Raw genomic sequence first — 20,111 nt, 5'->3', positions numbered from 1 at the left:
CATGTACGTTCACCTGCGTGTCTGCAAAGAAGACCGTACTGACGGCTCTCGCCGCCGCGCTGCTGCTGCCCGCCCTGACCGCCGGCCCGGCCCTCGCCGCGCCCATGCCGGACCCCAAGAACCCGGTCAAGAAGACCAGGAAGCAGCCCGCGCCGCCCGCCTCGATGTCCACCGTCGGCGGGAGCCTGCTCGGCAAGCCCGGTACGCAGGTCAAGCTGGGCCCGGGCGCGCCCGCCCTGCCCGCCACCCTGAGCGGGCTGTCGTGGATCGTGGCCGACGCCGAATCGGGCGAGGTGCTGGCCGCGCACAACGCGCACTGGCGACTGCCCCCGGCCTCCACGCTGAAGATGCTCTTCGCGGACACCGTGCTGCCGACCCTCCCCAAGAACCAGGTGCACAAGGTCAAGGACGAGGAACTGGAGGGCGTCGGCGCGGGCTCCAGCCTGGTCGGCGTCAAGGAGGACCTCGACTACACCGTTCACGACCTGTGGCTCGGGGTGTTCCTGCGGTCCGGGAACGACGCCGTGCACGTGCTGTCCGCGATGAACGGCGGCGTCGAGAAGACGGTCGCCGACATGCAGGCGCACGCCGAGGAGTTGCAGGCCCTCGACACGCACGTGGTCTCCCCCGACGGGTACGACGCCCCGGGGCAGGTCTCGAGCGCCTACGACCTGACCCTGTTCGCCCGCTCCGGGCTCCAGAAGAAGGACTTCCGCGAGTACTGCGCCACGGCCGAGGCGGAGTTCCCCGGCGAGCAGAAGCCCGGCAAGCCGCGCGATCACTTCGCCATCCAGAACACCAACCGGCTCATGACCGGCGCCTACGGGGTGAACCCCTACAAGGGCATCGCGGGCGTCAAGAACGGCAACACCACCAACGCCGGCGCGACGTTCACGGGCGTGGCCCAGCGCGGGTCGCGCAAGCTGCTCGTGACGGTCATGAACCCGGCCGAGGGCGCGAACGCCGTCTACGAGGAGACCGCCGCCCTGCTCGACTGGGGCTTCGCGGCCGCCGGGAAGGTCACGCCGGTGGGCGAGTTGGTGCCGCCGAAGAGCGCGGACACCTCCTCGCTGGGCTCGCCGGCGCAGAGCCACGAGCAGGAGCAGCAGGCCGCGGCCGAGCAGTCCTCGGGCGGGGTGGGGACCGCGCTGGCGGTGGCGGGCGGGGTGCTCATCGCGATCGCGGGCGGCGGTTTCGTCGTCAACCGGCGCTGGCCGAAGGGGCGTCGGGGCCGTCGGGCCGCGCACGACTGACGGGTCCGGAAGCGGGCTCCGCCTCCGCCGCCGACCCCGCCCGCGCCTCCTCCTCCGGTCCCGTCGCCGTCCACGCGGCGCAGTACAGCAGCAGCTTCGAGCTGAGGTTGATCCACAGGAGCAGGGCCACCGGCACGCCGAAGGCCCCGTACATGCTCTTGGCCGCCACCCCCTGGATGTAGCTGCTCAGCAGGAGCTTGAGGAGCTCGAAGCCCGCAGCTCCGATGAGCGTCGCCACCAGCAGCCGGCGGCGCGGGGGCTCGACGCCGGGCAGCAGCGTCAGGAGGTACAGCAGGAGGAGGAAGGCGGCCAGCACGGCGACCACGAACCCGGCGGCGCGCAGCAGCACCCCGCCCGCGCCGCCGCGCGGGAGCCCGATCCAGTCGGCCGTGCGGCCCACCGCGCTGGAGCCGAAGACGGAGGCGGCGCCGGAGGCCAGGACCACGCCTCCGAGGCCCAGCAGCACCAGGACGTCCTTGCCCTTGCGGACGACCGGATTGCCCTCGTCCTCGTCGTCCCTGTCCCAGACCGCGCGCAGGCAGTCCCGCATCGAGCCGACCCAGCCGACACCGGTGACGAGCAGCAGCAGGGCGGAGACGGCCCCGACGGTGCCGGCGTTCTGCACCAGGCCCTCGATGTCCAGCTGGTCGGAGATGCCGGGGACCTGCTCGGTCAGCTTGGCCTCCAGCTGGTCCAGCTGGCCGCGGGAGAGCAGGGCGGCGCCGACGGCCGCCGCCAGGGTGATCAGGGGGAAGAGCGCGAGGAAGCTGATGAAGGTGATGGCGGCCGCGAGCCGGGTCCAGTGCACGCGGTCGAGCCGCTCGTACGAGCGCCAGGCGTGGGTCCGCATCAGGCGGACCGCCACCGGGCCGATCACCGGGAGGTTCTTCAGCCAGTCCATGACCCTCACCGTAGGGGCGGCGGGCCGGGAAAACCGTCAGGACCGGGACGGATCGTCCGCAAACGTGTGGACGATCATCACCGGCCCGTCGAAAGAAATCACCGGAATCGTCATCTTTGGCCGCTACGGTCGGGGCCATGATGCGCCCCGATCGCACGCACCCGTTCCACGACGTCGTCCTACGGACCCTCCGGTTCCGGGCCCGCAGGATCCGCGGCTACGCCTGGAGCGTCGGCTCGTCCCGGTGAGCGTCCCGGGGCAGCTGGGCCGGGACCCCGGCCGCCGCGACGCCGAAAGGGTACTCGCGCAGCTTGCGCCAGACCCCGTCCGATCCCTGCTCGTAGAGGGCGAAGCCGGTGGACAGCCACTCCGCCTCGAAGTCGGCGAGTTCCTCGTACGCCCGGTCCATCGCCTCTTCGGAGATGTTGTGGGCGACGGTCACGTGCGGGTGGTACGGGAACGCCAGCTCGCGCAGCAGCGGCCCGTCGGGGTCGCGGACCTGGCCCTGGAGCCGGGCGCAGGCCTCGCCGCCCTCGACGACCTTGACGTAGACCACCGGCGAGAGCGGGCGGAAGGTGCCGGTGCCCGCCAGCCGCATCACGAACGGCCGGCCGGCCGCCGCGACCTCGGTGAGGTGGGCGCGGATCTCCGGCAGCCGGTCCGCCTCCACCTCGGTGGGCGGGACGAGGGTCACGTGGGTGGGGATGCCGTGCGCGGCGGCGTCCCCGAAGCCGGCGCGCCGCTGCTGGAGCAGGCTGCCGTACGGCTCCGGGACCGCGATCGAAACGCCGAGCGTTACGGTCCCCACGTGTTCTCCTCGTGATCGTCTGCTGTGCGTGGCCTGTGGTGCGGGATGGTGCCGGTCCCAGTGTGGGGCCAGCACCCCCGAAACGGCCAGGGGCCCAGGTCGACAGTGCTGTCCCACTGCCGTCCCGGACCTGTGACATCCGGCCGGACCGGTGTTCCCTCAGTGCTTCGCGGGCAGGAAACCGAGCCGGTCGTAGGCCTGGGCCAGGGTCTCGGCGGCGACCGCGCGGGCCTTCTCCGCGCCCTTGGCCAGGATGTTGTCCAGCGTCTCCGGGTCGTCGAGGTACTCCTGCGTGCGCTCCCGGAAGGGCGTGACGAAGTCGACCACGATTTCGGCCAGGTCCGTCTTCAGCGCGCCGTATCCCTTGCCCTCGTACTTCTCTTCGAGCTCGGCGACCGGGGTGGAGGTGAGCACGGACTGGATGGTCAGCAGGTTGCTTACGCCCGGCTTGGCCTCGGGGTCGAAGCGGATCACGGTGTCGGTGTCGGTGACCGCACTCTTGATCTTCTTCGCGGTGGCCCTGGGCTCGTCGAGGAGGTTGACCAGGCCCTTGGGGTTCGCGGTGGACTTGCTCATCTTGGCCGTCGGGTCCTGGAGGTCGTAGATCTTGGCGACCTCCTTGACGATGTGCGCGGCCGGGATGGTGAAGGTCTGGCCGTAGCGCTGGTTGAAGCGCTCGGCGAGGTCGCGGGTGAGCTCGATGTGCTGGCGCTGGTCCTCGCCGACCGGGACGGCGTTCGCCTGGTAGAGGAGGATGTCGGCGACCTGGAGGATCGGGTACGTGAAGAGGCCGACCGTGGTGTTGCCGGCGCCCTGCTTGGCGGACTTGTCCTTGAACTGGGTCATCCGGCCGGCCTCGCCGAAGCCGGTGAGGCAGTTCATGACCCAGCCGAGCTGCGCGTGCTCGGGCACGTGGCTCTGGACGAAGAGGGTGCAGCGGTCCGGGTCGAGGCCGGCCGCCAGCAGCTGCGCGACGGACAGGCGGGTGTTCTCCCGGAGCGCGGCGGGGTCCTGCGGGACGGTGATCGCGTGCAGGTCGACGACCATGTAGAACGCGTCGTGCGTTTCCTGGAGGGCGACGTACTGGCGGATGGCACCGAGGTAGTTCCCGAGGTGGAACGAACCCGAGGTCGGCTGGATACCGGAGAGCGCGCGAGGACGAGTGGCCATGGGGTCATTCTCTCAGGTGCGGCGCGGTCTCCCGGCCGCGGTGGGTGACCGCCCGATCGCGGGCGGGCCGGATTTCCAGCCCGCCCGCGACCGGGGCGCGAGGTCCGGGGCGCGGTCCCGTCAGGCGACCGGCAGGCCCGGGGCCGGGTAGGCGGTCAGGAGGTCGGCGACCTCCTTGCGGACGACCGCGAGGGCCGCCTCGTCGCCGGAGGCCGCCGCGGCGACACCGCGGTCGATCCAGGCGGCGACGGCCGGCATGTGGTCGGGGGTGAGGCCGCGCGAGGTCAGGGCCGGCGTACCGATGCGGATGCCGGACGGGTCGAAGGGCTTGCGGGGGTCGTACGGCACCGTGTTGTAGTTCACGACGATCCCCGCCCGGTCCAGCGCCTTCGCCGCCACCTTGCCCGGGACCTCCCTGGAGGTCAGGTCCATCAGGATCAGGTGGTTGTCCGTGCCGCCCGACACCAGGTCGAAGCCCCGTGCCAGCAGCGCCTCGGCCAGCGCCTTGGCGTTGGCCACGACGGCGTGGGCGTACGAGGCGAAGGAGACCTCCGCCGCCTCGCGCAGCGCCACCGCGATGCCCGCCGTGGTCTGGTTGTGCGGGCCGCCCTGGAGGCCCGGGAAGACCGCCTTGTCGATGGCCTTGGCGTGCTCCTCGCGGCACATCAGCATCGCGCCGCGCGGGCCGCGCAGCGTCTTGTGCGTGGTGGTGGAGACCACGTCGACGTACGGGACCGGCGACGGGTGGGCACCGCCCGCGACCAGACCGGCGATGTGCGCGATGTCGGCGACCAGGACGGCCCCGGCCTCCTCGGCGATCTCCGAGAACGCCGCGAAGTCGATGGTCCGGGGCAGCGCCGTACCACCGCAGAAGATCACCTTCGGGCGCTCCTTGAGCGCGGTCTCGCGGACCTCGTCGTAGTCGATCAGTCCGGTGTCGGCGCGCACGCCGTACTGCACGCCCCGGAACCAGGAGCCGGTCGCCGAGACGCCCCAGCCGTGCGTGAGGTGGCCGCCCATCGGCAGCGCCATGCCCATGACGGTGTCCCCCGGCCGGGCGAAGGCCAGGTAGACGGCCAGGTTCGCGGGCGAGCCGGAGTACGGCTGGACGTTCGCGTGGTCCACCCCGAAGAGCGCCCGGGCCCGCTCGACGGCCAGCGCCTCGATGCGGTCGATGTTCTGCTGGCCCTCGTAGTAGCGGCGGCCGGGGTAGCCCTCGCTGTACTTGTTCTGCAGCACGGTGCCGGAGGCCTCCAGCACGGCCGCGGACACGTAGTTCTCGCTCGGGATCAGCCGCAGGGTTTCCGCCTGGAGCGTCTCCTCGGCGCCGATCAGGGCGGCGAGGTCCGGGTCGATCGCGGAGAGGGCGGGATGGCGGGCGTCGCGCGGGCTCATGGGGAGCTCCTCGTCGTGGGGTCGATGGCGGTTCGTCCCCGCGGCGGCCCAGGCGAGCGGCCCGCTGGTGCGGTCGTGCGCGCACGGCTCCCCCGGAGTTCGTTCTCCGTACGCCAGTCGCCGCGCGTACGGACACCATATCGGGCAGGCCGTGGCGGAAGGTTTCCGCGTCCAGGATCCGAGCGACGATAGGAGTTGGGGCGCCACCCCCGCCCCTCGATCCTCGCCCGCAGCACGAACGGAGACCCCGTGTCGAACACGTCAGACGCCATCCGCTCCGCCGAGGCCCACAGCGCGCACAACTACCACCCGCTGCCCGTCGTGGTGGCCTCCGCCGAGGGCGCGTGGATGACCGACGTCGAGGGCCGCCGGTACCTCGACATGCTCGCGGGCTACTCCGCGCTCAACTTCGGCCACGGCAACCGGCGCCTGCTCGACGCGGCGAAGGCGCAGCTGGAGCGCGTCACGCTCACCTCGCGGGCCTTCCACCACGACCGCTTCGCGGACTTCTGCACGCAGCTCGCCGCGCTGTGCGGCAAGGACATGGTCCTGCCGATGAACACCGGGGCGGAGGCGGTCGAGACGGCCGTGAAGACCGCCCGCAAGTGGGGGTACGAGGTCAAGGGCGTGCCGGACGGCCACGCCAAGATCGTGGTCGCGGCGAACAACTTCCACGGCCGCACCACCACCATCGTCAGCTTCTCCACCGACCACGAGGCCCGCGACCACTACGGCCCGTACACCCCCGGCTTCGAGATCGTCCCCTACGGCGACCTGACCGCGCTGGAATCGGCCGTCACCGAGAACACGGTGGCGGTGCTCCTCGAACCGATCCAGGGCGAGGCCGGTGTCCTGGTCCCGCCGCCCGGCTACCTGGCCGGGGTGCGGGAGCTGACCCGTCGCAGGAACGTGCTGTTCATGGCGGACGAGATCCAGTCCGGACTCGGCCGCACCGGCCGGACGTTCGCCTGCGAGCACGAGGGCGTGGTCCCGGACGTGTACGTCCTCGGCAAGGCGCTGGGCGGCGGTGTCGTGCCGGTCTCGGCGGTGGTCGCCGACCGGGACGTGCTCGGGGTCTTCAAGCCCGGCGAGCACGGCTCGACCTTCGGCGGCAACCCGCTGGCCTGCGCGGTGGGGCTGGAGGTCATCGCGATGCTGCGGACCGGCGAGTACCAGCAGCGGGCCACCGAGCTCGGCGACCACCTGCACCGCGAGCTGGGGCTGCTGGTGGGCGGCGGGGCGGTGACCGCGGTCCGCGGGCGCGGCCTGTGGGCGGGCGTGGACATCGCCCCCGGGCACGGGACGGGCCGGGACGTGTCGGAACGCCTGATGGAGCGCGGCGTGCTGGTGAAGGACACGCACGGGGCGACCATCCGCATCGCGCCCCCGCTGGTCATCTCCAAGGAGGACCTGGACTGGGGGCTGGACCAGCTCCGGGCCGTGCTGGACGCGTAGGACGGGGGCTCGACCGGGCGCCGGCCCGCACCCGGGGGTGCGGGCCGGCGCGCGGTCAGCGGATGACGTGCGGCAGGAAGCGGGCGTACTCGTCGGTGACCAGCCCCGCCGACTCCCGGATGCCGAGGCCGGCCGACTCGCCGTCGACCACCCACGCGCCGAGCACGGTGCGGTTGCCGTCGAAGTCCGGCAGCGGCGCGAGGGCCTGGAAGCAGTACGTCTCCTCCGGGTCCGGTACGAACGGGGCGCCGCCCGGGCCGGGTCCGTGCACCGTGACCCCGGCGCCCTCGCGGCCGAGCAGCGGCTTGGCCACGTAGCCCGGGCCGTCCGCGTCGGCCAGCTCGCGCGGGCCGTCGAGGTAGGCCGGGAGTAGGTTCGGGTGGCCGGGGTAGAGCTCCCACAGAACGGCCAGCAGCGCCTTGTTGGACAGCAGCATCTTCCACGCCGGCTCGATCCAGCAGGTCGAGCCGGAGCCGCCGCCGTTGTCGAGGGTGTCGAGGACGTACGGGCCGAAGTCGTCGCTCGCCAGCCACTCCCACGGGTAGAGCTTGAAGCAGCTGCGGACGAACTTCATCCGCTCGTCGACGAACCGGCCCGCCAGCGCGTCCCAGCCGATCCGCTCCACGGCCAGCGCCTCGGTCTCCAGCCCGGCCTGCTCGGCGGTCTCGCGCAGGTACGCGACCGTCATCAGGTCCTCGCCGAGCTCGTCGCTCTCGGAGTGGGCGAAGTGCACCGGGCCGGGCGGCAGCAGCGGCGCCTGCCGGCGCCAGGCCGCGACGAGCCGCTCGTGCAGGGAGTTCCACTGGTCCGCGCCCGGGAAGCGGTCCTCCATCCAGAACCACTGCGGGCTGGCCGCCTCCACCAGGGAGGTGGGGGTGTCCGCGTTGTACTCCAGCATGAGCGCGGGGCCCGTGCCGTCGTAACGCAGGTCGAACCGGCCGTACAGAGAAGGCAGTTCGTCCCGGCGGCGCCAGGACTCGGCGATGAGCCCGGCGAGCCGCGCGTCGGTGACGCCCAGATCGGCGAAACGGTTCTGCGCCACGATGTGGCCGGCCGCGGCCAGACACATGGCGTGGAGTTCCTCGACCGTCTCCTCCAGCGCCTCGACCTCGGGCAGGCCGAAGGAGTAGTACGCGCTCTCGTCCCAGTAGGGGCGCAGGGAGCCGTCGGGGTGACGGGTGAGCGGGTAGACCAGGCCCTGCTCCTCGACGGTGCGCTGCCAGTCGGGGCGGGGATCGATGCGGTGGCGCTGCACGGTCCGCCTCAGCCGCCGCTGGACTTGCCGCCGCCGGACTTGCCGCCGCTCGACTTGCCGAAGCCACCGCGCGAGACGGCCGACTTGTCGAAGCTGCCGCCGGAGAGCTTGCCGCCCTTGCCGACGCTGCCGCCGTAGTAGTACGAGCCGCGGCCCCCGCTCTTGCAGTCGGAGGTGGGCAGCTTCTCCAGCGTGACGCGGTCGGCGCACCGCTTGTCCGGGTCCGAGCCGCAGGCCACGAGCGTGGCCGCGAGCAGGCCCATGCCGCCGAGCACGACGGCGCCGGAGCGCAGGCGCCTGCCGGTGCGCTGTTCCATTGTGGAGTCCCCCCTGTGAAGCGTTTATGCGTTCCCTACAGCGTAGAACCAGCCGCAAGAGGGGCGGAATCCGGCCGGGCAGGTGGTACGCATCCGATACGCGGCCGGGACGAGTCCGGTACGGACGGCGGCGGACCCCCGCTGGACTAGAGTCCCTTTCGTGCTGCTCGGGATGATCTGTGCACTCGCCTCCGCCGTCTGTTACGGCACGGCCTCCGTCCTCCAGGCCGTCGCCACCCGCGCCACCGCCCCCGGTACCGGCTCCGGCGTCGACCCCGCCCTGTTCGTGCGCGCGGTGCGGCAGTGGCGCTACGCGGCCGGGCTCGGGCTGGACGGGCTGGGCTTCGTCCTGCAGATCGTCGCGCTGCTCTCCGTGCCCATCTACGCCGTCAGCGCGGCCCTCGCCGCCAGCCTGGCCGTCACGGCCGTGGTCGCCGCCCGGCTGATGCGGGTGCGGCTGACCCGGACCGAATGGGCCGCGGTGGCCGCGGTCTGCGCGGGGCTGGCGATGATCGGGCTCGCCTCGGGGCCCGAGGGCGACCGGCCCGGCTCGGACGCCCTGAAGTGGGCGCTGCTGGGCACGGCCGTCGCGGTCCTGCTGCTCGGCGCAGCGGCCGGCCGGCTGCCGGGCCGGTCCCGCTCGCTGGTGCTGGGCCTGGCCTCGGGCACCGGCTTCGGCGTGGTCGAGGTCGCGGTCCGGCTCATCGACGACGTCTCCCCCGCCGCGTTCGCGAACCCCGCCTTCTACGCCCTCCTGCTCGGCGGGGCGGCGGGGTTCCTGCTGCTCACCTCGGCGCTCCAGCAGGGCTCGGTGACCGCCGCCACCGCCGGACTGGTGCTCGGCGAGACCATCGGCCCCTCGGTGGTCGGGGTCGTCTGCCTGGGCGACGAGCCCCGGGCGGGGCTGGCCTGGCTCGCCGTCGTCGGCTTCGTCGTGGCCGTCGCCGGGGCCCTGGCCCTGGCCCGCTTCGGCGAGCCCCCCGAGACCGCCTGAGCGGCCCTCAGGAAGTGGGCCGGAAGGCGTCGACCACCGCGGTCTCGGTCTGCGCCTGACGGGGCCAGTCGGTCTCCGGACCGGCGACGAGGACGGCGTACTTCTTGCCGTCGGAAGCCACGAAGACCCGCTCGATGCCCTTGCGGCGGCCGCCCGACTCCGCGTTGTCGTACGCGTACACGAGGTCGGCCGAGCCGTCGCCGTACTCCCGGGTGCGCTCCTCCCGGTAGCCCGGCTTGCCGGACAGGCTCTGCGAGGCGCCGCGCACGGCCTCCAGCGGGGACAGGCCCGCCTCCTCGACCGTGAAGACCTGGAGCAGCCAGGCCCGGTCCGCGGACCGGTAGAACACCCCGGTGGCCTCCTGCGAGCGCTGCCAGTCCTCGGGGACCACGGTCGTGAACCCGGACGCGTCCCGGACCTCCCGGAAGCCCGCCGGCACGCCGGACGCGGAGGGCGACGGGGAGGCCGAGGCCGGGTCGGTGGCCGGGTCCGAGGGGCTCCGGGTCCCGTCGCCGTTCGCCCCGTCCGTCGGGGTCGCCGGGGCCGTGGCGCGGGCCTGCGGCGTGGCGTCGCCGCCGCGCTGGACGAACCAGACGGCCGCGGCGCCGGCCACGAGCGCCGCCACCGCCACGCCGACGGTGAGCGGCGACAGCCAGCCCGACCGGGCCGGCGCCTGCGGCCGGGGCGGCAACGGCGGCGGCGCGGGCAGCACGCAGTCCACGCCCTGGTACGGAGCGGTCGGGTACGGCGTACCGGGCGTTCCGGGGTACGGGGAACCCGGCACGACCGGGGCGGTCGGCGGGAGCGGCGGCAGCGGGGGCGTCCCGGCGCTCGGTCCCGCGCCCGGGGCGGCGCCGACCGGCGCGCCCGCGGCGGGCGGCGGCCCCGCCGGGCTCCCGGCGTCCGCGGCGGAGGACCCCTGCCACCCGCGCAGCGGGTCGTACGCGGGCTGCGGCGCGGCCGGACCCGCGGGCGCGCCCCCGGCCTCGGCACCGGCCTCGGGCGCCGGGGCGTGCGACACGGAGTCCGGGGCCTGGAGGTCCGCCGGGCCGAACTCCCAGGTCTGGGTCTGCGGGTTCCAACGGGGACCGTCGGCCATGCCTCAGCCCCCCAGCAGCTGCGCGACGGACGCGGCGACCGCCGCACCCGAGGCCAGTACGTCCACCACCGGGCCCGCCTGCGTCAGCGCGTCCCGCAGCCGGGCCAGCCGGCCCGGCCCCGCCTCGCCCGCGGACTCCAGCTCCTCCTGCGCCCCGGCCAGTTCCCCGTCGAGCGCCCGCGTCTGCTCGCTCGCGCGCACCCGCCCGAGGTCCTCCCGCAGCTCGCGCACCAGCCGCAGCAGCTCGGCGTGGGCCGGGTCCTGGCCGGCCGCCGTGCCGTGGTTGTTGGTGTTGTGGGCCGTACCGCCCTGCCCGAAGTTGACGGCACTGCCGGAGATCGAGCCGATCCGGAACGACCCCCGGTCGTCACTGCTTGCCACCGCTGCTCCTCTTGGCCTTGCCCTTGTTCTTGTTCTCGACCGTGGCGCTGCCCTGCTCGCCGAAGTTCACGGCGCTGTCGTGCACCTCTCCGACGTAGGTGGCGCCCGAGCCCACGTTCACGATCTTCTGCTCGAACTCGCCGGTTTGCCAACCCGCCTCGTGCAGCGCCACCTTGACCCCGCCCGTCACGCGGTCCTCGATCGTCTTGAGGTAGCGCACCACGTCCATGTCCTGGAACAGCGACGAGTCCAGGTCGGTGGCCAGTTCCCGGACCGCCTGCTTCGGGCCCTCCGGACGCGCGCCACCGTGGCCGGCCGTCAGCACCTGCCACAGGCTCACGACACCCCGCCCGAGGGTGGCCACGGCCGTGGTGAGCGAGCGCGGCGCATGTCCCACGGCCCAGACGACCTTGCCGAAGCGGCTGTTGTTCCGGTAGCGCTGGGCGATGGCGTCCGCCTCCTGGTACGCCTCGCGCACCGGCATGAGCACGTGCGGGGCCACCTCCAGCATCAGCATCCCGCCCTGGGTGTGGACGCGTACGAAGACGGTGACGACCACGTCCTCGTCCCAGCCGCCGACGCGGATGCGCAGGAAGTGCCGGCGCTTCTCGCCGCCCTCCTCGATGGCCGCGGCGCGGTGCTCCTCGAAATCGTCCGGCTCGCAGGGCACTTCGTAGCGGTCGCGCAGGCCGGCCACCGGCAGGAAGACGCACTCGTCCACCGCCAGCTCCCGCAGCCGGTCCAGGACCGCGGCGGCGGCCTGGGGCCGGCGCCGGGGCGAGGGGACCCGCAGCGCCTCCACGAGCGGCACCACGTGCTCGAGGACCCGCTCGTTGTCGAGCGGCTCGGGCTCGCGGTCCTCCAGGTCCGTCCGGGGCCTCAGCTCGACCGAGAGGTTCCACACCTTGAACGGCAGCCCGGCCCCGCAGAACGGCCTCGCGGTCCCGTACAGGACCACCGCCGAGTACTGCTCGTTGCGGATCCACCGCTGCACCTTGGCGAACCGCAGGCCCGCGGCCTTCTCCGCGGGGTCGTTCTTGGGGTCGGGGTACTTCTGCGGCGACAGCTCGGCGGCCATCATCCGGGAGAACTGGCCGCGCTGCAGCCCGGCCAGCAGGGCGAGCACGGCGAAGAAGAGCAGCACGCCGTAGAAGAGCTTCGTGGTGTCTTCGCCGAGGATGACGCGGCGCTCCCACTCCTCCGGCATCAGCCGTCCCTGCACGTCGACGAGCCGGCGCAGATCCCAGAACGCCTGGACGAGACCGTTTTCCGCCCGCTCGAACGCGTTGCCGCTCACCCAGATGGCGACGACCTGCCCGACCAGCGCGAGGCCGAGCAGCAGCCGGCCGTAGAACCGCACCAGGGCCGCGAGAACGCGCGTGCCCGCCGGACCCTTGCGCGGCTTGGCGACGCCGGCCGCCAGGCTGAGCAGGAGACAGGGCAGCAGCAGGTCCATCACGAACAGTCCGGCGGTCAGCTTCCAGGCCAGCCACCAGGTGAGCAGGACCCCGACCGCCCAGCCGAGTTCGTGCCGTCTGGCGCGCAGGGCGTGGGCGAGGACCCGGGCGGCGTCCACGCCGTAACTGGGGGCGACGACCCGCTCCTCGTGCACGTACAGCTCGTCGATCACCTGGTGCCGGAAGACGGGGTCGAGGTAGACCCCCGCGCATAAGGAGCGGCCGGCCTCGCTGGCCCACGGGGCGACCGGCCTCCGACCGGCCGGCCGGCCCTGCGGAGGCGGGCCGGGGGGCTGCGGCGGAACCGTGGTCTGGGTCACTCCCCGCACTCTAGGTTCCGGCGAGTGAGGGCCACAGCTGCAAACACGCCAAAGCGCCCCGGCAGGGTTTGCCGGGGCGCTCAGCGCGTTCTACGCACCGGTCAGGACCGGTGTCCGGAACGTCAGATCAGGCCGAGCTCGCGGACCGCGTCACGCTCCTCCGACAGCTCCTTGACGGAGGCGTCGATGCGCTTGCGGGAGAACTCGTTGATGTCCAGGCCCTGGACGATCTCGTACTTGCCGTCCTTGCAGGTGACGGGGAAGGAGGAGATCAGGCCCTCCGGGACGCCGTAGGAGCCGTCCGACGGGATGCCCATCGAGGCCCAGTCGCCCGCGGCGGTGCCGTTGACCCAGGTGTAGACGTGGTCGATGGCGGCGTTGGCGGCCGAGGCGGCCGAGGAGGCGCCACGGGCGTCGATGATCGCGGCGCCGCGCTTGGCGACGGTCGGGATGAAGGTGTCGGCCAGCCACGCCTCGTCGTTCACGACCTCGGCGGCGTTCTTGCCGGCGATCTCCGCGTGGAAGATGTCCGGGTACTGGGTCGCGGAGTGGTTGCCCCAGATGGTCAGGCGCTTGATGTCGGTGACGTCGACACCGGTCTTCTGGGCCAGCTGCGTCATCGCGCGGTTGTGGTCCAGGCGGGTCATCGCGGTGAAGCGCTCGGCCGGGACGTCCGGGGCGGCGGACTGGGCGATCAGGGCGTTGGTGTTGGCCGGGTTGCCCACGACCAGGACCTTGATGTCGTCCGCGGCGTGGTCGTTGATGGCCTTGCCCTGCGGCTTGAAGATGCCGCCGTTGGCGGAGAGCAGGTCGCCGCGCTCCATGCCCGCGGTGCGCGGACGGGCGCCGACGAGCAGCGCGACGTTGGAGCCCTCGAAGCCCTTGTTCGGGTCGTCGAAGATGTCGATGCCCTTGAGCAGCGGGAAGGCGCAGTCGTCGAGCTCCATGGCGGTGCCCTCGGCGGCCTTCATGCCCTGCGGGATCTCGAGGAGGCGGAGCTTGACCGGCACGTCCGCGCCGAGCAGGTGACCGGACGCGATGCGGAAGAGCAGCGCGTAGCCGATCTGGCCGGCGGCGCCGGTGACGGTGACATTCACGGGAGTGCGGGTCATGGCCTTCTCCGTTAGACAGCTGGCGATGGGGCCTGGGTGCCCCGGGTGCTGGAGGACGCCGCTTCCCTGAATCTTGATGTGAAGAGACATCCGCGGTCAGGCTATCCGACCCGGAACAGCGCTAACCCCCGACCCCGTGTGGTGCGTCGCACACGGGTCGGGGGTTCGAAGGAATGGCGTACGTTCCACCGTCGATCGGAAGATCCGATCGACGTTCCGGTCAGCGAAGGGTGAACCGTACGGCGTCCTCCAGGAAGGGCACCTTCAGCAGCGGTGCGATCGGTGGCCACACGGGCTCCACCGCCAGCGCTAGCAGGATGATCGCCATGCCCAGCAGCCCGTACGTGACCATGTCCGTGAACCGGGAGCGCACCGCCAGCATCCCGACCGACGGCACGACCCGCCGCAGCACGGCCGCCACGACCAGCGCCACGCCGATCACCAGGCAGCCCGCCCGGAAGTAGTCGAGCGCGGTGAGCAGCAGCCCCGCCGCGGTGGCGGAGAGCACGGCGAGCATCGGCCACTGCCGGGCCGGCGCGGGGGCGTCCCCGGGGGCAGCCCGGCCGCCGCCCTCGGGCCGGGCGGTGTCCCGCGTGACCCGGGGGAACCGCCGCGAGGCGGGCTGCGCCGGGTCTTCCGACCCCTGCGGGGAACCGTTCGGAGAACCGTTCACGAACGCATTATCGACCCCGGAGCCGGGTGCCTCCTCCCGCGAGGCGGCCACGGGCGCCCCGGCCGTGCGCTCAGCCGACACCGGGCTCCGCCTCGGCCCGCTCCTCCGCCGCCCGCTCGGCCGCCACCGCGTCGCCGGCGGCCCGTACGGCCCCGCCGGTGTCCGCGGCCCGCTCGGCCGCCTCCACCACGTTGACCAGCAGCTGCGCCCGGGTCATCGGGCCGACGCCGCCCGGGTTCGGGGACAGCCAGCCGGCCACCTCCGCCACGCCCGGGTGGACGTCGCCCACGATCTTGCCGTTCTCGTCGCGGCTCACGCCGACGTCGAGGACCGCCGCGCCGGGCTTGACGTCCTCCGGCTTGACCAGGTGCGGCACGCCGGCCGCCGCCACGACGACGTCCGCCCGGCGCAGCTGCGCGGACAGGTCGCGGGTGCCCGTGTGGCACAGGGTCACGGTCGCGTTCTCCGACCGGCGCGTCAGCAGCAGGCCGATCGAGCGCCCCACCGTCACGCCGCGCCCGACCACCGTGACGTGCGCGCCGTCCAGCTCCACGCCGTGGTGGCGCAGCAGGTGCACGATGCCGTACGGGGTGCAGGGCAGCGGGCCGGGCTCGTTGAGGACGAGCCGGCCGAGGTTGGTGGGGTGCAGGCCGTCCGCGTCCTTGGCCGGATCCATCAGCTCCAGCACGCGGTTGGTGTCGATGCCCTTGGGGAGCGGGAGTTGCACGATGTAACCCGTGCACGCGGGATCCTCGTTGAGCTCGCGGACGACCGCCTCGACGTCCTCCTGGGTGGCGGTGCCGGGCAGTTCGCGCTGGATCGAGGCGATGCCGACCTCGGCGCAGTCCCGGTGCTTGCCGTTGACGTACCAGCGGCTGCCGGGGTCGTCGCCGACCAGCAGGGTTCCCAGGCCGGGCGTGACGCCCCGCTCCTTGAGCGCCGCCACGCGGGCGGCCAGTTCGGACTTGACGGCGGCTGCGGTGGCCTTGCCGTCGAGAATCTGGGCGGTCATGGTTCCATCCTCCCGGATCGGGGTGCCCGGTTCCACTTCCGTCCGCGCCCGGATTTCGAACACGTCGCACCGTCGACCCGAACGACCGCACATGAGGTTGCAGGTGCACAACGAGCCCGCAACCGACGTGCAACCGACTGGACAAGAGCGAGCCGGGCCCACCACGATGGCCGGATAGTAGTGCCGCGGGCAGTGCCGGGGGGGCCGACCGCTCAGTTCGCAGGTTCCTCCGTGCGCGGTCGCGCGTCCCCGCACTTCCATACGGAGGAACACCCCGACATGAGCTTCGGCGACCCGAACAACCCGTACGGGCAGCAGCCCCAGCAGCCGCAGGGCCAGCCCGGCTACGGCTACCCGCAGCAGGCCCCGCAGGGCGTCCCGCCGCAGGGCGGCTACGGCTACCCGGCGCCGGGCCAGCCGCCGTACGGCGGCGTGCCTCCGCAGGCCCCCGGCACCCTTCAGGCGAACAACGGCTACATCAACGTGGCCGGCCTCGGCACCGTCCAGGTCGCGACGATGGGCCGCCGCCTCGGCGCCCGTCTGATCGACGGCGTGGCCATCGGCATCCTCTACTTCATCTTCAGCGCGATCGGCCTCGCGGGCGTCTTCGGCGCCTCGAAGTCCATCGACGACTGCTCCGGCATGCAGTTCGGCAGCCAGGAGTACGCCGACTGCGTGAACGACGCCAACGAGGCGGCCGGCGGCATCATCATGACCTTCCTGGGCGTCATGCTGCTGTTCTTCCTGGTCACCCTGCTCTACGAGTGGCTGATGATCTCCCTGCTCGGTGCCACCGTCGGCAAGATGGCCCTGGGCCTGAAGGTCGTCAAGGAGAACACCGGTCAGAACCCGGGCCTGGGCGGCGGCTTCATCCGCTGGATCATCCCGATCGTCGGCGCCTTCCTCTGCTACATCGGTGCCGTCCTGGTCTACCTCTCCCCCTTCTTCGACAACTCGGGCAAGCTGCAGGGCTGGCACGACCGTGCCGCCGGCACCCTGGTCGTCAAGGTCAAGTAACGCCCACGGCGAAGGCCGCCACCCGCACCAGCGGGCGGCGGCCTTCGCCGTCTGCGGACCCGGCGCAGGGCCGGGTCCGGAAGCGGGGATCAGTGGAAGAAGTGCCGGGTCCCCGTGAAGTACATGGTCACGCCGGCCTTCTTCGCCGCCTCGACGACCTGCTCGTCACGCACCGAGCCACCCGGCTGGACCACGGCCTTGATGCCGGCCGCCGTCAGGATCTCCAGCCCGTCCGGGAACGGGAAGAAGGCGTCCGAGGCCGCGTAGGAGCCCTGCGCGCGCTCCGCACCGGCCCGCTCGACCGCGAGCTTCGCCGAGTCCACCCGGTTGACCTGGCCCATGCCGACGCCGACCGAGCCGCCGTCCTTGGCGAGCAGGATCGCGTTGGACTTGACGGCCCGGCAGGCCTTCCACGCGAACGCCAGCTCCGCCAGCTCGCCCTCCGACAGGGCCTCGCCCGTGGCCAGCGTCCAGTTCGCCGGGTCGTCGCCCTCGGCCTGGAAGACGTCACCCTGCTGCAGCAGCACGCCACCCGACACGGGCCGCAGGTCGCCGACCGGACGGGCGTCGCCGTCCACCTTCAGCACGCGGATGTTCTTCTTCTTGGCGAGCACCTCCACCGCGCCGGGCTCGTACCCGGGGGCGGCGATGACCTCGGTGAAGATCTCCGCGACCTGCTCGGCCAGCTCCACCGTCACCGGCCGGTTGACGGCGATGACGCCGCCGAACGCGGACAGCGGGTCGCAGGCGTGCGCCTTGCGGTGCGCCTCGGCCACGTCCGCACCCACCGCGATGCCGCACGGGTTGGCGTGCTTGATGATCGCCACGCACGGCTCGTCGTGGTCGTAGGCGGCCCGCCGGGCGGCCTCCGTGTCCACGTAGTTGTTGAAGGACATCTCCTTGCCGTGCAGCTGCTCGGCGTTCGCGAGCCCGCCCGGCTGCCCGTCCGAGTAGAGGGCCGCGGCCTGGTGCGGGTTCTCGCCGTAGCGCAGGGTCGCCTTGCGCTCCCACGCGCCCGCGAGGAACTCGGGCAGCACCGCGCCCTCCTCCGGGGCGTAGGCGTTCGTGAACCAGGAGGCCACCGCGACGTCGTACGCGGCGGTGTGCTGGAACGCCTCGGCCGCCAGGCGCTTGCGCGCACCCAGCTCGAACCCGCCGGCCTTCACGGCCTCGAGCACGTCGCCGTACCGCTCGGGGCTGACCACCACGGCCACCGACGGGTGGTTCTTGGCGGCGGCCCGCACCATCGACGGCCCGCCGATGTCGATCTGCTCGACGCACTCGTCCTCGGACGCGCCCGAGGCGACGGTCTCCCGGAACGGGTACAGGTTCACGACGACCAGGTCGAACGGCTCCACGCCCAGCTCACCCAGCTGCGCCCGGTGGCTCTCCAGGCGCAGGTCGGCCAGGATCCCCGCGTGCACCCGCGGGTGCAGCGTCTTGACCCGCCCGTCGAGGCACTCCGGGAACCCGGTCAGCTCCTCGACCTTGGTGACGGGCACGCCCGCGGCGGCGATCTTCGACGCGGTCGACCCGGTCGACACCAGCGTGACGCCCGCCTCGTGCAGCCCCTGGGCCAGCTCCTCCAGCCCGGTCTTGTCGTACACGCTGACCAGAGCGCGGCGGATGGGCCGCTTCGTACCTTCGGCGGTCACTGGATCGTTACCTTTCGTCCCTCGATGCGGTAGCCGTGGCGGGCCAGACGCCCCACGACATCGACGAGCAGGGTGCGCTCGACTTCCTTGATGCGCTCGTGCAGCGCGGCTTCGTCGTCCTCGTCCCGGACCTCGACCACACCCTGGGCGATGATCGGTCCGGTGTCCACGCCGTCGTCCACGAAGTGGACGGTGCAGCCCGTCACCCGCACCCCGTACGCCAGCGCGTCCCGCACACCGTGCGCACCGGGGAAGGCGGGCAGCAGGGCGGGGTGCGTGTTGACGAACCGCCCGCCGAAGGCCGCGAGGAACTCCTTCCCCACGATCTTCATGAACCCGGCGGAGACGACGAGGTCGGGCTCGTACTGCGCGGTCGCGGCGGCCAGCGCCGCATCCCACTCCTCCCGCGAGGCGTGGTCCTTGACCGCACACACGAAGGTGGGGATCCCGGCCCGCTCGGCGCGCTCGAGACCGGCGATCCCGGGGCGGTCCGCCCCGACGGCCACGATCTCGGCGCCGTAGCCCTCCGGATCCGCCGCGATGGCATCGAGCAGGGCCTGGAGGTTGGTGCCGGAGCCTGAGACCAGCACGACCAGGCGGGAGGCGGCCATGTGAGGCCCTTTCTCGCGGGTGCGTCTTATGCGATCGTACGAAACTCCGCGCCCCCGATATACGGGGAACCATACGAAGCGACCGACCGCACGCAACGATACCGGCACACCGGACAACCCCCGAGGGACGGGGGCATGGCCGGGCGGTAGCGTCGGGCGTACACGTCGCAGTGTCAGCGCAGCACCCAAGGGGAAGAAACACACCCGATGCCGGACCCGAAGCAGTCCTCCGCCCAGCCCTCCGCCCCCGACTCCGGCGAGGCGCCGGAGGGCCCCACCGCGCCTGCGCCCGACGACAACCCCTTCGCAGCACCCCCGGAGGGCCGCCCGGACCAACCGTGGCGCCCCCGCCACTCGGACGCCGGCCCCACGGGCCCGACCGGCCCCACCGGCCCCATGGGCCCCTTCGGCCCCGGCCAGCCCCCGCAGCAGCCGGCCCCCCGCTGGGACCCCACGGACCCGGTCCAGCGCCGCGCCCGGTACGCCCTCCTCTCGGGCATGTGGGCCTTCTTCTTCACCCTTTTCCACGTCCCCGCGATGGGCCTCCTCCTCGGCTCCCTCGCGATGTACTGGGGCTTCAGCTCCCTCCGCGCCAAGCCCACCCCGCCGGCCCCGGGCACCCCGACCCCGCCCGTGCGCCCCCAGACCACCCCCGCGGTCGCCGGCCTCCTCACGGCAGCCCTGGCCCTGATCCTCACGGCCAGCACCTACGCCATGCAGATCGCGTACAAGGACTTCTACGTCTGCCGCGACGACGCCCTGACGAAGTCCGCCGCCCTCAAGTGCAACGACCTCCTCCCCCCGCCCCTGCGCGACCTCATGGGCGTGAAGCCGTAGGAGAAGTCCGACCGCCCCATCCGGCCCGGCAGCCGCCGAACCGACCAGTGGGGCGTAGCGATCGTGGGCGGCTTATGCCCAGCCCCCACCCAGCCGCACCCGCCACCCGAACCGGTGGGGCGTAGCGATCGTGGGCGGCTTATGTCCAGCCCCCACCGGACCCGGAGCCCGCCACCCGAACCAGTGGGGCGTAGCGATCCGAGGCGCTGACCCCGCCGGCCGGACTCGACGGGCCGAAGTCTTCACACCTGCCCCGGGCGTCCTTTCCGGGGCCTGTCCGCCGAGGTTTTGCCCTTCCGGGCCGGGTCGGGGCGTCAAGGGTGAAGCGCAGCGCAATCGCCGCAGGCGACGCCCGAAGGGCGCCCTTGACGCCCCCCCCCCGCCCCGCA

General features: G+C 72.8%; 19 protein-coding genes. 5 read left to right on the top strand and 14 right to left on the bottom strand.

Annotated elements, in window-relative coordinates; translation table 11 throughout:
- Positions 1 to 17 precede the first annotated feature (17 nt).
- The gene (locus ACIQCH_RS30070) at positions 18 to 1,253 is read left to right on the top strand and encodes a D-alanyl-D-alanine carboxypeptidase family protein (protein ID WP_402586026.1); all 1,236 of its coding nucleotides are present in this window, start codon (positions 18 to 20) and stop codon (positions 1,251 to 1,253) included.
- On the opposite strand, the gene ACIQCH_RS30065 is transcribed toward ACIQCH_RS30070, so the two are convergent.
- The 4 genes from ACIQCH_RS30065 to glyA all read right to left on the bottom strand — a co-directional run bounded on the left by ACIQCH_RS30065 (position 1,201) and on the right by glyA (position 5,527).
- Positions 1,201 to 2,154, bottom strand: a complete 954-nt coding sequence (locus ACIQCH_RS30065; RefSeq protein WP_402586024.1) for a YihY/virulence factor BrkB family protein — start codon at positions 2,152 to 2,154, stop codon at positions 1,201 to 1,203. The genes ACIQCH_RS30070 and ACIQCH_RS30065 overlap by 53 nt on opposite strands.
- A gap of 217 nt (positions 2,155 to 2,371) precedes the next feature.
- Complete coding sequence (locus ACIQCH_RS30060) at positions 2,372 to 2,962, bottom strand: 2'-5' RNA ligase family protein (protein WP_402586022.1); 591 nt, start codon at positions 2,960 to 2,962, stop codon at positions 2,372 to 2,374.
- Positions 2,963 to 3,121: 159 nt separating this feature from the next.
- Positions 3,122 to 4,132 carry a tryptophan--tRNA ligase gene (gene trpS, locus ACIQCH_RS30055; RefSeq protein WP_402586021.1) on the bottom strand — a complete coding sequence of 337 codons (1,011 nt, stop codon included), beginning with the start codon at positions 4,130 to 4,132 and terminating at the stop codon, positions 3,122 to 3,124.
- Between the two features lie 120 nt (positions 4,133 to 4,252).
- On the bottom strand, positions 4,253 to 5,527 hold the full coding sequence (glyA, locus tag ACIQCH_RS30050; RefSeq protein WP_402586019.1) for a serine hydroxymethyltransferase: 1,275 nt from the start codon (positions 5,525 to 5,527) through the stop codon (positions 4,253 to 4,255).
- A gap of 249 nt (positions 5,528 to 5,776) precedes the next feature.
- Between glyA and rocD the strand changes: the two genes are divergently transcribed.
- Complete coding sequence (gene rocD, locus ACIQCH_RS30045) at positions 5,777 to 6,982, top strand: ornithine--oxo-acid transaminase (RefSeq protein ID WP_402586017.1); 1,206 nt, start codon at positions 5,777 to 5,779, stop codon at positions 6,980 to 6,982.
- A gap of 55 nt (positions 6,983 to 7,037) precedes the next feature.
- On the opposite strand, the gene ACIQCH_RS30040 is transcribed toward rocD, so the two are convergent.
- Positions 7,038 to 8,237, bottom strand: a complete 1,200-nt coding sequence (locus ACIQCH_RS30040) for a glutathionylspermidine synthase family protein (RefSeq protein WP_402586015.1) — start codon at positions 8,235 to 8,237, stop codon at positions 7,038 to 7,040.
- A gap of 8 nt (positions 8,238 to 8,245) precedes the next feature.
- Positions 8,246 to 8,554: a hypothetical protein gene (locus ACIQCH_RS30035; protein ID WP_030204111.1), complete on the bottom strand. Its 309-nt coding sequence runs from the start codon at positions 8,552 to 8,554 to the stop codon at positions 8,246 to 8,248.
- Positions 8,555 to 8,726: 172 nt separating this feature from the next.
- Here ACIQCH_RS30035 and ACIQCH_RS30030 point away from each other — a divergent pair, with 172 nt between their 5' ends.
- Positions 8,727 to 9,548, top strand: a complete 822-nt coding sequence (locus ACIQCH_RS30030; RefSeq protein WP_402586096.1) for a DMT family transporter — start codon at positions 8,727 to 8,729, stop codon at positions 9,546 to 9,548.
- 7 nt (positions 9,549 to 9,555) lie between these two features.
- Here ACIQCH_RS30030 and ACIQCH_RS30025 read toward each other — a convergent pair whose 3' ends face one another.
- The 6 genes from ACIQCH_RS30025 to ACIQCH_RS30000 form a co-directional block, all read right to left on the bottom strand.
- Positions 9,556 to 10,647: a serine/arginine repetitive matrix protein 2 gene (locus ACIQCH_RS30025; RefSeq protein ID WP_402586013.1), complete on the bottom strand. Its 1,092-nt coding sequence runs from the start codon at positions 10,645 to 10,647 to the stop codon at positions 9,556 to 9,558.
- Between the two features lie 3 nt (positions 10,648 to 10,650).
- Positions 10,651 to 11,028 carry a hypothetical protein gene (locus ACIQCH_RS30020; protein ID WP_402586011.1) on the bottom strand — a complete coding sequence of 126 codons (378 nt, stop codon included), beginning with the start codon at positions 11,026 to 11,028 and terminating at the stop codon, positions 10,651 to 10,653.
- Positions 11,015 to 12,805, bottom strand: coding sequence for a hypothetical protein (locus ACIQCH_RS30015; protein ID WP_402586009.1), 1,791 nt, complete (start codon positions 12,803 to 12,805; stop codon positions 11,015 to 11,017). Before ACIQCH_RS30015 ends, ACIQCH_RS30020 begins: the two co-directional genes overlap by 14 nt.
- A gap of 122 nt (positions 12,806 to 12,927) precedes the next feature.
- Positions 12,928 to 13,917 (bottom strand): malate dehydrogenase, encoded by a 990-nt coding sequence (locus tag ACIQCH_RS30010; protein WP_402586007.1) that lies wholly within the window; start codon positions 13,915 to 13,917, stop codon positions 12,928 to 12,930.
- A gap of 220 nt (positions 13,918 to 14,137) precedes the next feature.
- Positions 14,138 to 14,590: a DUF3017 domain-containing protein gene (locus ACIQCH_RS30005; RefSeq protein WP_402586005.1), complete on the bottom strand. Its 453-nt coding sequence runs from the start codon at positions 14,588 to 14,590 to the stop codon at positions 14,138 to 14,140.
- Positions 14,591 to 14,660: 70 nt separating this feature from the next.
- Positions 14,661 to 15,602, bottom strand: coding sequence for a bifunctional methylenetetrahydrofolate dehydrogenase/methenyltetrahydrofolate cyclohydrolase (locus tag ACIQCH_RS30000; protein WP_402586003.1), 942 nt, complete (start codon positions 15,600 to 15,602; stop codon positions 14,661 to 14,663).
- A 279-nt stretch (positions 15,603 to 15,881) separates the two neighbouring features.
- Between ACIQCH_RS30000 and ACIQCH_RS29995 the strand changes: the two genes are divergently transcribed.
- Positions 15,882 to 16,619 (top strand): RDD family protein, encoded by a 738-nt coding sequence (locus ACIQCH_RS29995; RefSeq protein ID WP_030204124.1) that lies wholly within the window; start codon positions 15,882 to 15,884, stop codon positions 16,617 to 16,619.
- An 89-nt stretch (positions 16,620 to 16,708) separates the two neighbouring features.
- Here the strand turns inward: ACIQCH_RS29995 and purH are convergent, their stop codons facing one another.
- Both purH and purN read right to left on the bottom strand, forming a co-directional pair.
- Complete coding sequence (gene purH / locus ACIQCH_RS29990) at positions 16,709 to 18,274, bottom strand: bifunctional phosphoribosylaminoimidazolecarboxamide formyltransferase/IMP cyclohydrolase (protein WP_402586001.1); 1,566 nt, start codon at positions 18,272 to 18,274, stop codon at positions 16,709 to 16,711.
- Complete coding sequence (purN, locus tag ACIQCH_RS29985) at positions 18,271 to 18,885, bottom strand: phosphoribosylglycinamide formyltransferase (protein WP_402585999.1); 615 nt, start codon at positions 18,883 to 18,885, stop codon at positions 18,271 to 18,273. The genes purH and purN overlap by 4 nt, the downstream gene beginning before the upstream one ends.
- A gap of 207 nt (positions 18,886 to 19,092) precedes the next feature.
- Between purN and ACIQCH_RS29980 the strand changes: the two genes are divergently transcribed.
- The gene (locus tag ACIQCH_RS29980; RefSeq protein ID WP_402585998.1) at positions 19,093 to 19,722 is read left to right on the top strand and encodes a hypothetical protein; all 630 of its coding nucleotides are present in this window, start codon (positions 19,093 to 19,095) and stop codon (positions 19,720 to 19,722) included.
- The last annotated feature ends 389 nt before the right edge of the window (positions 19,723 to 20,111 follow it).

It is taken from the genome of Streptomyces sp. NPDC093225 (assembly GCF_044753805.1).
In the GTDB taxonomy this organism is placed as follows: Bacteria; Actinomycetota; Actinomycetes; order Streptomycetales; family Streptomycetaceae; genus Streptomyces.
This window is presented reverse-complemented; position numbering and strand designations above follow the sequence as displayed.